General features: G+C 67.1%; 14 protein-coding genes. All 14 read right to left on the bottom strand.

Annotation, left to right across the window (positions count from 1 at the left end; genetic code table 11):
• Positions 1-9: 9 nt before the first annotated feature.
• The 14 genes from C8D93_RS02945 to C8D93_RS02880 all read right to left on the bottom strand — a co-directional run bounded on the left by C8D93_RS02945 (position 10) and on the right by C8D93_RS02880 (position 13,061).
• The gene (locus C8D93_RS02945; protein ID WP_170123863.1) at positions 10-993 is read right to left on the bottom strand and encodes an SDR family oxidoreductase; all 984 of its coding nucleotides are present in this window, start codon (positions 991-993) and stop codon (positions 10-12) included.
• An 89-nt stretch (positions 994-1,082) separates the two neighbouring features.
• Positions 1,083-2,264: a tetratricopeptide repeat protein gene (locus C8D93_RS02940; protein WP_110263645.1), complete on the bottom strand. Its 1,182-nt coding sequence runs from the start codon at positions 2,262-2,264 to the stop codon at positions 1,083-1,085.
• A 33-nt stretch (positions 2,265-2,297) separates the two neighbouring features.
• A complete protein-coding gene (locus C8D93_RS02935) occupies positions 2,298-2,609 on the bottom strand; it encodes a LapA family protein (protein WP_110263644.1) in 312 nt (103 codons plus the stop codon).
• A 10-nt stretch (positions 2,610-2,619) separates the two neighbouring features.
• A complete protein-coding gene (locus C8D93_RS02930) occupies positions 2,620-2,952 on the bottom strand; it encodes an integration host factor subunit beta (RefSeq protein WP_110263643.1) in 333 nt (110 codons plus the stop codon).
• Positions 2,953-3,081: 129 nt separating this feature from the next.
• Positions 3,082-4,758: a 30S ribosomal protein S1 gene (gene rpsA, locus C8D93_RS02925; protein WP_110263642.1), complete on the bottom strand. Its 1,677-nt coding sequence runs from the start codon at positions 4,756-4,758 to the stop codon at positions 3,082-3,084.
• Positions 4,759-4,873: 115 nt separating this feature from the next.
• On the bottom strand, positions 4,874-5,563 hold the full coding sequence (gene cmk, locus C8D93_RS02920) for a (d)CMP kinase (protein WP_110263641.1): 690 nt from the start codon (positions 5,561-5,563) through the stop codon (positions 4,874-4,876).
• A 4-nt stretch (positions 5,564-5,567) separates the two neighbouring features.
• Complete coding sequence (aroA, locus tag C8D93_RS02915) at positions 5,568-6,905, bottom strand: 3-phosphoshikimate 1-carboxyvinyltransferase (RefSeq protein ID WP_110263640.1); 1,338 nt, start codon at positions 6,903-6,905, stop codon at positions 5,568-5,570.
• Positions 6,902-7,771 (bottom strand): prephenate dehydrogenase, encoded by an 870-nt coding sequence (locus C8D93_RS02910; protein WP_211307159.1) that lies wholly within the window; start codon positions 7,769-7,771, stop codon positions 6,902-6,904. The genes aroA and C8D93_RS02910 overlap by 4 nt, the downstream gene beginning before the upstream one ends.
• Positions 7,768-8,901, bottom strand: a complete 1,134-nt coding sequence (gene hisC / locus C8D93_RS02905) for a histidinol-phosphate transaminase (RefSeq protein ID WP_110263639.1) — start codon at positions 8,899-8,901, stop codon at positions 7,768-7,770. Before hisC ends, C8D93_RS02910 begins: the two co-directional genes overlap by 4 nt.
• 17 nt (positions 8,902-8,918) lie before the next feature.
• Positions 8,919-10,019 (bottom strand): prephenate dehydratase, encoded by a 1,101-nt coding sequence (gene pheA, locus C8D93_RS02900; protein WP_110263638.1) that lies wholly within the window; start codon positions 10,017-10,019, stop codon positions 8,919-8,921.
• Positions 10,020-10,095: 76 nt separating this feature from the next.
• Positions 10,096-11,271 (bottom strand): phosphoglycerate dehydrogenase, encoded by a 1,176-nt coding sequence (locus tag C8D93_RS02895; protein ID WP_110263637.1) that lies wholly within the window; start codon positions 11,269-11,271, stop codon positions 10,096-10,098.
• A 23-nt stretch (positions 11,272-11,294) separates the two neighbouring features.
• Positions 11,295-12,377, bottom strand: a complete 1,083-nt coding sequence (gene serC / locus C8D93_RS02890; protein ID WP_110263636.1) for a 3-phosphoserine/phosphohydroxythreonine transaminase — start codon at positions 12,375-12,377, stop codon at positions 11,295-11,297.
• A 37-nt stretch (positions 12,378-12,414) separates the two neighbouring features.
• The gene (locus tag C8D93_RS02885; protein WP_110263635.1) at positions 12,415-12,813 is read right to left on the bottom strand and encodes a PIN domain-containing protein; all 399 of its coding nucleotides are present in this window, start codon (positions 12,811-12,813) and stop codon (positions 12,415-12,417) included.
• A complete protein-coding gene (locus C8D93_RS02880) occupies positions 12,810-13,061 on the bottom strand; it encodes a ribbon-helix-helix domain-containing protein (RefSeq protein WP_110263634.1) in 252 nt (83 codons plus the stop codon). The genes C8D93_RS02885 and C8D93_RS02880 overlap by 4 nt, the downstream gene beginning before the upstream one ends.
• Positions 13,062-13,102 lie beyond the last annotated feature (41 nt).

Here is a 13,102-nt window from a genome sequence, read left to right as displayed (position 1 = left end):
CAGCCCGCCCTACAGCAGCCTCGCCTGAAGCATCCAGTCGCGGCAATCGGCGACCATCTGCTCGAGCGGCCGCGGCCGGTAGCCCAGCTCCCGTTGCGCCTTGCGGCTGTCGCAGTACAGGTTCTGGGACAGCAGCGCCACCGCGTCGCGGGTCACGTCCGGCTCCCGCCCGAACATCGGCGCGATCCACTCCTCGACCAGCGCATAGCCGTTGAGCACCGCTGGCGGCACCGCCACGACACGGCGTTTCACGCCGAGCGCGCCGGCGATCGCCTTGACCAGACCGACATAGCTCGCCTGGGCACCGCCGAGCAGGTAGTTGTGACCCACGCGCCCGTTCTCGGCCGCAGTCACCATCGCCTGCGCCACCGCCTGCACGTGGCAGAAGCTGCCCCCTCCGGGCGGCACGGCGGGCAAGCGCCCCTGCTTGACCAGGCGGAACATGCGTGCCCAGCTGGTGGTGTCGTACGGTCCGATGATGTGCGAGGGATTGACGATCACTGCCGGCAGGCCGGCGCCGATGGCCTTGCGCACTTCGCGCTCGGCGAGCGCCTTGCTGCGGATGTAGTTGAGCGTCACCGCACTGCCGCGTGTCGGCGTTTCCTCGGTGATGGTTCCGCTGTGCAGGCCGTAGGCGACCACACTGGAGGTATGCACGAAGCGGCGCACGCCGGCCTCCAGCGCCGCACGGACCACATGCCGGGTGCCCCGCACATTGACCTTCAACTGCTCAACGTGGGTGCGCGTCCACAGGCTGGTGTTGCCGGCGACGTGGAACACGCAGTCGACACCGCGCGGCAGTGCCAGCTTGACCGAGCGCGCGTCCGTCACGTCGCCCACCACCCGCTGTACCTTCCGGAAACGCTCGAGGACGCCGAGCTCCGAGCTCGCGCGGTGCAGGGCGATCACCTCCCAGCCCTGGTCGAGCAGCGCTTCGACCAAGTTGAGGCCCACAAAGCCCGTGGCGCCGGTGACGAATGCCGTCCTCGCCAAGCCTGTCCTCCCGCGCACCTGTTGCGGCGACTACCGGAGTGTAGCGACTGGGGATGTCCTGCGGGGCACGGGCGGCCTGCGCAGCAGCGCTAGCCGCGCAGCACGTCGTCGGCGGGCGCCGTCGTTCCCCACTGCTTGCATCCGGGACATTGCCAGAACATCTGCCGCGGCGAGAATCCGCAGGTGCTGCACTGGTAGCGGGGTGTCGACTCCATCAGCCGCAGCAGCGCCTGACGCAGGCTGGCCGCCGGTTTGTCGAGCCCTGCCGCCACGACGTTCGGCTGGCGTTCCAGGATCTCGAGAAAGTCCGCCAGCACCGCGCGACTCGGCCGCGCCTCCAGTCCCTGGGCCAGATGATCGAGCGGGTCCATGCCGGTCTCGGCAAGCAGACGCGCCTCGGCGACGAAAGGCAGGCTGCTCGACGTCATCTCCTTGGCGTCGCGCAGAAAGAGCAGGTATCCGTCGCGGTCGCCGGTGGCCGAGAAGCACCGCTGCAGCGGCTCGATCACCTCGGGCAGAAAGCGCGGGTCATGCTCGAACGCCTTCAGGTAGTGGCGGGCCGCCGCCGGGTACTCCGCCTGCGCCTCGTGCAACTGCGCAAGCAGCAGCAGCGCGCGCACGCAGCTTCGATCCTCGTCGAGCGCCTGCCGGGCCAGGTTCAACGCCTCCTTCGTATCGCGACCGCGCCGGGCCTCCTCCGCCATCTCGCAGAAGTACTGTGCGATCGCGGCGCGCTGGGACTCACCCTTGGCCGACTGCAAGCGTCGGGCAGCCTCGATCGCCAGCGGCCAGTCGCGGGCCTGCTCGTGGATGGTGCGGATCGCATCCAGCGACGGCACGACGAAGGCGCCGTCGCCGGCCAGTTTGTCGAAGAGCTGCTCGGCCCGATCCATGACACCGGCGGTCATGTAGTCCTGCGCCAGCTCGTAGCGCGCCTGCAGCAACTGCTGCGGGGCCAGGCCGCTGCGCTGGACCAGCGCTTCATGCACGCGCAGCGCCCGGTCCACCTCGCCGCGCTTGCGGAACATGCGCCCCAGCGTCAGATGCAGCTCGGCCGTCGACGGGTCGATCTCGGTGGCCGTGGTCAGCGCGGCGATCGCCTGGTCGGGATCGTCCGACGACAACTGCGTCAGCAGGCCACCCAGCTGCTCTCCGGTGAAGCCCGCCTTGTCGCCACCGTCCGGGCGACGCCGGGCCAGGGCCCAGCCGAGCACCAGCCCCAGCGGCAGCAACAGCCAGGTGAACAGCGGATCAAGCACGGCGAGCCGCACGCGCCGCCACGTGCTTCGACACTGCCGCGACCCTCATGTGGGGCCCGGACCGGGTGACGGCGTATCCAGCGACAGTTCGCGCAGGTTACGCAATTCGATCTCGTGGTCGCGGACCCGCTGACGCAGGCGCCGGACTTCCAGCCGCAGCGCAAGGATGCGCCCCGCGGCGGCGACCAGTGCGAGCACAACGCCGATCGCCAGCACGGCGACGAGCAGGCCGGCCAGCGGCACCTCCCAGACCCCGAGCAGATAATCGAAGGTCACCGGCTGTGCATTGAAGTAGCCGATCGTCGCACCCAGCGCCAACAGCAGGATCACCAGCAGCAGCAACAGGATGCGCGCCATGATGTCCGTCTCAGAGCGGCAGTTCGGTGGGCGCCGGCACAGGTGCCGGATCCGGCATTGCGGTGCTGGCGTTGACGCGTTCGCGCATCTCCTTGCCTGGCTTGAAATGAGGGACGCGCTTGGGGGGGATGCTGACGGCTTCGCCGGTCTTGGGGTTGCGGCCGACGCGCGCCGGCCTGTGGTGCAACGCGAAACTGCCGAAGCCGCGGATCTCGACACGGTCGTCGCGCGCCAGGGCCATGCTGATCTGGTCGAGCACGAGCTTGACCGCCAGCTCGACGTCTTTGTGCATCAGGTGCGTCTGGCGCGCCGCCAGACGTTCGATCAGTTCGGATTTGGTCATCGCCAGACGGCCGGGTGGTCCGTAACAGATTGAACATTAAAGAAAACAAAAGGGCCGCGCAAGCGCGGCCCTTTCTTTTTTCCCAGAAATATCCGGGAGATGGCGCAACAACTTAACTGATGCAGCGCATCAGTTGTTGCCACCGCCCATCTGCTCCTTCAGCAGGTCGCCCAGGCTGGTCTTGCCCGTGCTGGCGTTGCGGCTGTATTCGGCCACGGCCTCCTGCTCTTCCTGGATTTCCTTCTCGCGGACCGACAGCTGGATCGTGCGGTTCTTGCGATCCACACCGATGAAGCGGGCTTCCAGCGTGTCGCCTTCCTTGAGCACCTTGGTCGCGTCTTCGATGCGCTCGCGGGCCAGGTCGTTGGCACGGATGTAGCCCTCGACACCGTTGCCCAGATCGATGACCGCGCCGCGCGGATCGACGGTACGCACCGTGCCGGAGACGATGTTGCCCTTGGTGTTGTGCGCGATGAAGTCGGTCAGCGGATCGGACGAGACCTGCTTGACGCCCAGCGAGATGCGCTCGCGCGCACCGTCGATCGCCAGCACCACGGCATCGACCTCCTGACCCTTCTGGTAGCGACGCACCGCGACTTCGCCCGGCTCGTTCCAGTCGAGATCCGACAGATGGACCAGACCGTCGATGCCGCCGTCGAGGCCGATGAAGATGCCGAAATCGGTGATCGACTTGATCGCACCGCGGACGCGGTCGCCCTTCTGGTGGTTCTGCGCGAACTCTTCCCACGGATTCGGACGGCACTGCTTCATGCCGAGCGAGATGCGGCGGCGCTCGCCGTCGATGTCGAGGATCATCACCTCGACCTCGTCGCCAACGTTCACGACCTTGGCCGGGTTGACGTTCTTGTTCGTCCAGTCCATCTCGGAGACGTGCACCAGACCCTCGACGCCCGGCTCGATCTCGACGAACGAACCGTAGTCGGTGATGTTGGTGACCTTGCCGAACAGGCGGGTCTTCTCCGGGTAGCGACGCTCGATGTCGACCCACGGGTCAGCACCGAGCTGCTTGAGGCCCAGCGACACGCGGCGACGCTCGCGATCGTACTTGAGGACCTTGACTTCGATCTCCTGGCCGACCGAGACGACTTCGGCCGGGTCCTTGACGCGCTTCCACGTCATGTCGGTGATGTGCAGCAGGCCGTCGATGCCGCCCAGGTCGACGAACGCGCCGTACTCGACGAGGTTCTTGACCACGCCCTTGAGCACCACGCCTTCCTGCAGGTTGGCCAGCAGGGTGTCACGCTCGGCGCTGTACTCGGCCTCGAGCACTTCGCGACGCGAGACGACGACGTTGTTGCGGATCTTGTCGAGCTTGATGACCTTGAACTCGAGCGGCTTGCCCTCGAGGTAGGCCGTGTCGCGCACCGGACGCACGTCGACCAGCGAGCCCGGAAGGAATGCACGGACCGAACCGATGTCGACCGTAAAACCGCCCTTGACCTTGCCGGTGATCGTGCCGATGACCGTTTCCTTGCCCTCGAACGCCTTCTGCAGACGCTCCCAGGTCTTGATGCGCTCGGCCTTTTCCTTCGAGAACTTGGTCTCGCCGAAGCCGTCCTCAACAGTTTCCAGCGCCACTTCCACGTCGTCGCCGGCGGCGACCTTGAGCTCGCCGTCGATCATGAATTCCTGGATGGGAATCACGCCTTCGGACTTCAGGCCCGCATCGACGATGACGACGTCGGACTTGATCTCCAGCACCTTGGCGTTGACGATGGTGCCGGACTGCATGGACTGGCCGCTCTTGAGGCTGGCCTCAAACAACTCAGCGAAACTTTCGCTCATTCAATTGCTCTGAAAGTTGAACATCCCCGCGCATCCGGCTTGGGGGCCCGTTAAATGAAAAAAGACGGCCCGCATCCATGCGGTCCGCGTGGTTTTTCTGCGCAGGGAGACGACGTCAGGACAAGCCGTACCGCTGTACCAGTTCCTCCACCCTTGCAATCACCGCTTCGGGGGAAAGCCCAGTCGTATCAACCACTTCCGCATGCTCTGCCGGTTTGAGCGGAGCAATCGGACGGTTGCGGTCGCGCTCATCGCGGGCGCGTATCTCTTCGCAAAGGGGCGCGAGTGTAGCCTGTATCCCCTTTGCGCTCAACTGCTTGAGTCGACGCTGCGCGCGTTCCTCGGGGCTCGCATCCATGAAGATCTTGAGCGCCGCATCGGGGAACACGACAGTGCCCATGTCACGCCCGTCGGCGATCAGTCCCGGCGCCTGGCGGAAATCATGTTGCCGTTGCAGCAGTGCCGCGCGGACCTCGGGCGCGGCAGCGATCTTCGAGGCCAGCGCGCCAGTCGATTCGCGACGCACGTCGTGCGTCCAGTTCTCGCCATCGACGAGGATGCGCTCGTCATCCTCGCTCGCCCCCTCGAAGCGGATGTCCAGTCGCGGCGCGAGCCCGGCGACCGCCCGCGCTTCATGCAGATCGACGCCGCGGCGGTGCGCACTCAAGGCGAGGATGCGGTACAGCGCGCCGCTGTCGAGCCGATGCCAGCCGGGCAGACGTTGCGCGAGCCAGCGCGTGACCAGCCCCTTGCCGACGCCGCTGGGGCCGTCGACGGCGATGACCGGGATCGTCGTTTCCGGCATCGTGCTATCCGCCGGTGAGCGCCGTGAGCTGCGCGAAGTAGTCCGGGAAGGTCTTGGCGACGCAGCCCGGATCGTTGATGCGCACCGGCACGCCGCCGCAGGCGGCCAGCGAGAAGCTCATCGCCATGCGATGGTCGTCATAGGTATCGACCGTCGCCGGACGCAGGCTGGGTGGCGGCGTGATGCGCAGGAAGTCCGCACCGGCCTCGATTCCGGCGCCGAACTTCGCGAGTTCCGTCGCCATGGCCGCGATGCGGTCCGTCTCCTTGACCCGCCAGCTGCCGATGTTGCGCAGCACGCTCGGTCCATCGGCGAACAGGGCGACGACCGCCGCCGTCATCGCCGCATCGGGGATGTGGTTGAAATCGGCATCGATCGCCTTCGGCCGGAAGCCGTTGCGCAGCCCCTGCGAGCAGACCTCGGTCCAGTCGTCGCCCTGCACGACCTCGCCCCCCATCGCCGCGATGACGTCGGCAAAGCGTACGTCGCCCTGCAGACTCGCGCGCCCCATGCCGCGGACCCGCACCGGTCCGCCGGCGAGCAAGCCGAGTGCCAGGAAGTACGATGCGGACGACGCGTCGCCCTCGACCGCGAAGCAGCCGGGCGATCGATAGCCGGCACCCCGCGCCACCGTGTAGCGCGGGCTGCCGGCGGCCGTCTGCGCGCGCTTCACCTCGACGCCGAAGCGCTGCATCAGGGCTAGGCTCAGGTCAATGTACGGCTTCGAGATCAACTCGCCCTCGACCTCGATCACCAGGTCGTGTTCGCGCGCCAGCAGCGGCGCCGCCTGCAGGATACCGGTGAGGAACTGGCTCGACGCATTGCCGCGCACCCGGGCCGGTTGCGCCGCGCGCTGCCCCGCCGGTTCGATCTGCAGCGGCGGGAAGCCCGGCTGCTGCAGGTAATCGATGTTGGCGCCCAAGGGGCGTAGCGCGTCGACCAGATCGCCGATCGGGCGTTCGTGCATGCGCGGCACGCCGGACAGCCGGTAGCGACCGTCCATGAAGGCGAGCACGGCCACCAGCGTGCGGATCGACAGCCCGGAGTTGCCGACGAAGATGTCCGCCGTACGATGCGGAAAGCGCGACGCACCGCGCACGGACCAGTCACCGCCCCCGGCATCGATCAGCGACACGCCGCAGGCCAGCAGCGCCGCCCGCATCACGCGCGTGTCGTCGGCGTCGAGCAGACCGCTCAGCCGTGTCTCGCCCTCGGCGAGGCTCGCCAGCAGCAGCGCACGGATCGAGATGCTCTTCGATCCCGGGAGCCGCAGTTCGCCACGCGCCGCCGGGATCGGCGTCAGCTCGATCGAGTCCCCTGCGGCGACCGGGGCCGGGTTCATTCGATCTGCGCGAGATAGCGCTCGCGTGCGCTTCGCGCGCGCTCGAACAGCGCCTTGAGCTCGTCCCAGCGGGCTTCGTGCATCATCGCGCGGATCTGCTGCAGCTCGCCGATCTGCCGGTCGAGCAACTCGCCGACCGACGCCGCATTGGCGCGCACGATGTCATGCCACATCTCCGGCGAACTCGACGCGATGCGCGAAAAATCGCGGAACCCGCCACCGGCGTTCGGAAAGATCTCGTCGCTGCCGTCGAGCCGCGCGAGCATGTCGACGAAGCTGTAGGCCAGCACGTGCGGCAGGTGCGACGTGGCCGCGAAGATCGCATCGTGCCGGCGCGCGTCCATCTCGACGACGCGCGCGCCCGCGGCCTGCCACACGCGCGTCACCAAGGCCAGCGCGGTGCGGTCCTGGTGCTCGTGCGGCGTCAGGATCACCCGGTGGCGACGGAACAGGTCGGCCTGCGAATGTGCGATGCCGCTCTTCTCGGTGCCGGCGATCGGATGCCCGGCGACGAACCACGGCGGCAACTCCCCGCAGGCGCGCGCCACGTCGCCGAGCACCGACGACTTGGTGCTGCCGACATCGGTGACGACGACTTCCAGCTTGCATGCCGGCAGGCAGTCGACCAGCGCCTCGACGGTATGCAGGACCGGCACGGCCAGTACGACGAGGTCTGCGTCGCGCACCGCCGCCGCCGGCGTGTCGCAGACCCGGTCGATGACGCACAGCCGCTGCGCGTCGTCGCGCCGGGACGGGTCGGGGTCATAGCCCGAGATGTGCGCCACGGCGCCGGCCGAACGCAGCGCCCTTGCCAGCGAACCACCGATCAGTCCGAGGCCGATGACGGCCAGTCGCTGCACGATCACGCCGCCAGGACCTCCCCGAGCGCCTCGAGGAAGCGATCGTTCTCCGCCGCGGTTCCGATGCTCACGCGCAAGAAGCGCGGCAGGTCGTACGACGCCAGCGGCCGCACGATCACGCCGCGCTCGAGCAATCCCTGGTGCACCGGCTTCGCGTCCCGGCCGAAATCGATGGCGAGGAAGTTCGCCTGCGACGGCAGCACGTTCAGCTCCCTGGCACGCAGCGCCTTCGTCAGCCGTTCGCGCTCGCGCGTGTTGAGCTCGACCGACGCCTCGACGAAATCCTGGTCGCCGAGCGCGATCTCGGCCGCCAGCAGCGCGAGGCTGTTGTTGTTGAACGGCTGCCGCACGCGGTTGAGCAGGTCGGCGAGCGCCGCACTCGACAGCGAGTAACCAGCGCGCAACGACGCCAGGCCATAGGTCTTCGAGAACGTACGGAACACCACGAGATTCGGGTGACGATCCAGCCAGGCGCGTGAGTCACCGCGGATCGCCGGAGCCATGTACTCGTAGTAGGCCTCGTCGAGCGCGACGATGACGTCGTCCGGCACCTGCGACAGAAACGCCTCGATGCGCGCCGCGTCGAGCCAGGTGCCCGTCGGGTTGTTCGGGTTGGCGATGAAGATCAGCGCAACGTCCGGATGGGCGGCGAGCGCCCGCGCGAAGCCGTCGAGGTCATGCCCGTATGGCTGATCGGCACTGGCCGGCAGCGCGGGTACGACGACGGCGCGCGCGCACTGCGCCTGGGTGATGATCGGGTAGACCGCGAAGGCGTGCGCCGAGAACATCGCCGCGCGGTCGGGGCCGAGGAACACGCGCCCGAGCAGCTCGATGATGTCATTGGAGCCATTGCCCAGCGTGATGCGCTCGGGCTCGATCCCGTGCATCGCGGCGAGTTTCTGCTTCAGGCGATGGCCGCTGCCGTCGGGATAGCGCGCCATGTCGCCGCCGGACACGGCGGCCGCCAGGGCTTCGCGCACCCGCGGGCTGCAGCCGAGCGGGTTCTCGTTGGAGGCGAGCTTGATCGCGCTGGAAACCCCCAGCCGCCGCTGCAGCTCCTCGATCGGCATCCCGGGCGAGTAGGCTTCGAGACTGAGCACCCCGGTGGCGGCATGCTTGAAAAGCGTCTGCGTCATGGTTCTGCCGTAAACAGTCAAACGACGGCGCGCGGATAGGAGCCGAGCACCTTGAAGAAGGCCGCGGTGCCGCTGACCGCGTCGAGCACGTCCCGGACCTTTTCGCTGGCCGCATGTCCGGTGAAGTCGATGAAGAAGTAGTAGTCGCGCACGGCCGAGCCCTTGACCGGACGCGACTCGATCCGCGTCATGTCCAGCCCCGCATCGGACAGCGGTTGCAGCAGGCGCAGCAGCGCGCCCGGCTGGTTGCGATGGCCGGTCAGCACGATCGAGGTCAGATCCTGACCGGTCGGCGCGGGATCCTGTTTACCCAGCACGAGGAAACGCGTCGTGTTGCTCGGGTCGTCCTCGATGTTGGAGGCGAGAATGTTGAGATCGTTGATCCGCCCGGCCTGCAGGCTGGCGATGGCCGCAACCCCCGCCCCCTCCTGTCGTGCCTGTGCCGCTGCCTGGCCGTTGCTCGACACCGCTTCGCGGTCGGCCTGCGGCAGCCGGGCGTCCAGCCACTTGCGGCACTGGGCGAACGACTGCGGGTGCGCGTAGACCTTCCTGATGCCGGCCAGCGCATCGGCCCGTGACAGCAGATGATGATGGACCGGCAGCGTGACCTCGCCGCAGATGCGCAAGGTCGTGTGGACCAGCTCGTCGAGTGTATGGCTGACGACGCCGCCGATCGAGTTCTCGACCGGCACGACGCCGTAGTCCGCCGCACCCGACTCCACGTCGCGGAAGATCTCGTCGATCGCATTGGCGGCGCGGGCCCGCACGCTGTCGCCGAAGTGCTTGAGCACCGCTGCTTGGGTGTAGGTCCCCTCGGGTCCTAGGTACGCGATTGTCAGCGGCGATTCCAGCGACAGGCATGCCGACATGATCTCGCGCATCAGGCGCGCGATGGTTTCGTCGGTGAGCGGCCCGCCGGCCGCCCGGTTCCGCGCGATCACGGCACGCAGCACCTCGGCTTCGCGCGACGGCCGGTAGTGGTCGCCGACGTCGCCCATGCCCTGCTTGATCAGCGCGATCTGCTGGGCAATGCGTGCGCGCCGAGAGATCAGCGCCTGGATCTGTTCGTCCAGCGTGTCGATCTGCTCGCGAGCGGAAACCAGTTCGTTCTGCGTCATGGCGTCTGCCAGGCAGCCGCGGGCGGCCGGGGGCGGAATTGTACGCAGTTTCGCATCCGCCCCCGGCGTGCTGACGCTAGCGCGCGGCGATCACCCGGGTCGCGAGAACGCCACCGATGCCCGCGATCTCGGCAACCGCGTCGCCGGGAATGTCGGTGTCGACGTCGACGATCGTGTACGCCAGATCGCCGCGCGACTTGTTGAGCAGGTCGGCGATGTTGAGCTGGCGCTTGGCCAGCGCGGTGGAGATCTGTCCGACCATGTTCGGCACGTTCTCGTTGACCACGCACAGGCGCGTCTTGCCCGGCAGCAGTGGCAGCACCGCCTCCGGGAAGTTCACCGAATTGCGCACGTTGCCGGCCTCGAGAAACTCGCGGATCTGGTCCGCCACCATCACGGCACAGTTGTCCTCGGCCTCGGCCGTCGACGCCCCCAGATGCGGGGTCGCGATCACGCGCGGATGGCCCTTGAGTGCGTTGGACGGGAAATCGCAGGCGTAGGCGTGCAGCTTGCCGCCGTTCAACGCCTCGATCACTGCCTGCTCGTCGACGATGGCGTCGCGCGCGAAGTTCAGCACGACACCCTGCTTCTTCATCAGGCCGATGCGCTCGGCATTGATCAGCTTGCGCGTCGCATCGAGCAGCGGCACGTGCACGGACACGAACTGCGACTTGGCCATCAGGTCGTCGACCGACACCGCCTGACGCACCCCGGAGTTGAGCTGCCAGGCGTTCTGCACGGTCATTGCCGGATCGAAGCCGTAGACCGTCATGCCCAGTTCCAGCGCGGCGTTGGCGACCTTGACGCCGATGGCCCCCAAGCCGATCACGCCGAGCGTGCGTCCCGGCAGCTCGAAGCCGACGAACTTCTTCTTGCCGGCCTCGACGGCCTCGTGCATCGCCTTGTCGTCACCGTCCAGCTTGCGCACGAAATCCAGCGACTGCGGGATGTTGCGCGCCGCCATGAACAGGCTGGCCAGCACCAGTTCCTTGACCGCATTGGCGTTGGCGCCCGGCGCGTTGAACACCGGCACCCCCCGCTTCGACATCTGCGCGACCGGGATGTTGTTGGTGCCGGCGCCGGCGCGTCCGATCGCCTTGATCGAGTCGGCGATGTCGAGCTTGTGCATGTCGGCCGAACGCACCAGCACGGCATCCGGGCGGGCGATGTCCGAGGCGACCTCGTAGGTATCGCGCGGCAGTCGCTCGAGGCCAACGACGGAGATGTTGTTCAGGGTCTGGATCTTGTACATGTCGGATCTTGGTAGGGACGTCTTCAGGACTGGGTGCGAACGAACTCTTTCATGTAATCGACCAGCGCCTGCACGCCGTCGATCGTCATCGCGTTGTAGATCGATGCGCGCATGCCGCCGACCGAGCGATGGCCCTTGAGTCCCGACAGGCCAACCGCCTTCGCGCCCTTGAGAAAGTCGGCATCGCGCTCCGGGTTGGCCAGCGTGAACGGCACGTTCATTCGCGAACGGTCGGCCTTGCGCACCGGGTTGGTGTAGAACGGTTCGCTGTCGATGTAGTCGTACAGCAGCGCCGCCTTGGCGGCGTTGCGCTCGCCGATCGCGGTCATGCCGCCCTGCTGCTTCATCCACTTGAAGACCAGGCCGGCCACGTACCAGGCGAAGCACGGCGGCGTGTTGAGCATCGACTCGTTGTCGGCCACCTGCTTGTAGTCGAAGATCGCCGGCGTCTTCGGCAGTGTCTCGCCGAGCAGGTCCTCGCGCACGACAACGATGGTCACGCCCGACGGGCCGATGTTCTTCTGCGCTCCGGCGTAGATCAGGCCGTACTTCGACACGTCGATCGGCCGCGACAGGATGTTCGAGGACATGTCGGCCACCAGCGGCACACCGGCCGTATCCGGCTCGGCATGGAACTCGACGCCGTGAATGGTCTCGTTCGGCGTGATGTGCACGTAGGCCGCATCCGGATCGAGGTTCCAGCTCCCGCGCTCGGGAATGTGCGTGAACTTGTCGGCCTCGGCGCTCGCGGCAACGTTGACCTTGCACAGCTGCCCGCCGATCTTCGCGGCCTTCTTGCCCCAGTCGCCGGTGACGATGTAGTCGGCGCCCGCCTTGCCGCGCAGCAGGTTCATCGGCACGAAGCTGAACTGTGCGGTGGCCCCACCCTGCATGAACAGGACCTTGTAGTTCGCGGGGATGCCCATGACCTCCCGCAGGTCCTGTTCCGCGGCCTGGGCGATGGACATGAACTCCTTGTCGCGATGCGACATCTCCATTACCGACATGCCCGAGCCGTTCCAGTCGAGCAACTCAGCCTGCACTTGCTGGAGCACCTCGAACGGCAGCGTGGCCGGACCGGCACTGAAGTTCACGATTCTTTTCATTTCATTACCTTGCGTTGCATATCTGAAGTCATTCCTGCTATGCCCATTTCTCGGCATCGAGATTGGGCACACCGGCGAAATCGTTGACGCGATCGGTGACGAGCACGAGCTGATGGGTCAGGGCGGTCGCTGCCTGCAGCAGGTCCAGCGCCGCCAGCCGCTCGCCCGCCGCCTGCAGATACGCCCCCAGGCTCACCGCCTGCTGTGCCTCGGCAGCACCGAACTCGAGCACGGTCACGCTGGCGAGAAATTCCTTGAGCAGGCGCCCGAATCGGGCCTGGGCACGCGGCTGCAGGCGCAGCGCCGTCTCCGCCTCCATGCGCGCGAACACCGAGATCGCGATGTCAGTCGGCTTGAGTTCGGCCAGCCGCAGCACGACCGGCAGCCGCCCCTTGATCGCGCCGGCCAGCACATCGGAGTCGAGCAGGTATTTCACCAGCGCAGCTCACTACCGGCGCCCAGCGCACTGCGCCAGGCCTGGAAATCCAGCGTGTCCTCGGTCAGCTCCGGCGCCGGGTTGCGGAAATGGGCCTTCAGCGTCTCCGGCCAGTCCTTCTCTTCGTTCTGCGCCAGCCAGGCCTGCACCGCCGTCACGATGATGCGGTTGCGCGTCATGCCGGAGCGCTCGACCGCGAGATTGAGACGGTCGAGCGTGGGCTCGTCGAAGTGCACGCTGAAGTTCATAGCGGCGATTCTCACCTAACAGGGTATGTTAGTCAACGGAG

This window comes from Sinimarinibacterium flocculans (assembly GCF_003201205.1).
Lineage (GTDB): Bacteria > Pseudomonadota > Gammaproteobacteria > Nevskiales > Nevskiaceae > Solimonas > Solimonas flocculans.
Note: the sequence above shows the minus strand (reverse complement) of the source record. Positions and strands in the feature narration are given on the sequence as shown.

Coding starts and splice junctions, on each gene's coding strand:
- C8D93_RS02935 (WP_110263644.1), bottom strand. CDS start 2,609: ATGGCGCGCATCCTGTTGCTGCTGCTGGTGATCCTGCTGTTGGCGCTG.
- rpsA (WP_110263642.1), bottom strand. CDS start 4,758: ATGAGCGAAAGTTTCGCTGAGTTGTTTGAGGCCAGCCTCAAGAGCGGC.
- hisC (WP_110263639.1), bottom strand. CDS start 8,901: ATGACGCAGACGCTTTTCAAGCATGCCGCCACCGGGGTGCTCAGTCTC.
- C8D93_RS02895 (WP_110263637.1), bottom strand. CDS start 11,271: ATGTACAAGATCCAGACCCTGAACAACATCTCCGTCGTTGGCCTCGAG.
- pheA (WP_110263638.1), bottom strand. CDS start 10,019: ATGACGCAGAACGAACTGGTTTCCGCTCGCGAGCAGATCGACACGCTG.
- C8D93_RS02930 (WP_110263643.1), bottom strand. CDS start 2,952: ATGACCAAATCCGAACTGATCGAACGTCTGGCGGCGCGCCAGACGCAC.
- aroA (WP_110263640.1), bottom strand. CDS start 6,905: ATGAACCCGGCCCCGGTCGCCGCAGGGGACTCGATCGAGCTGACGCCG.
- cmk (WP_110263641.1), bottom strand. CDS start 5,563: ATGCCGGAAACGACGATCCCGGTCATCGCCGTCGACGGCCCCAGCGGC.
- serC (WP_110263636.1), bottom strand. CDS start 12,377: ATGAAAAGAATCGTGAACTTCAGTGCCGGTCCGGCCACGCTGCCGTTC.
- C8D93_RS02880 (WP_110263634.1), bottom strand. CDS start 13,061: ATGAACTTCAGCGTGCACTTCGACGAGCCCACGCTCGACCGTCTCAAT.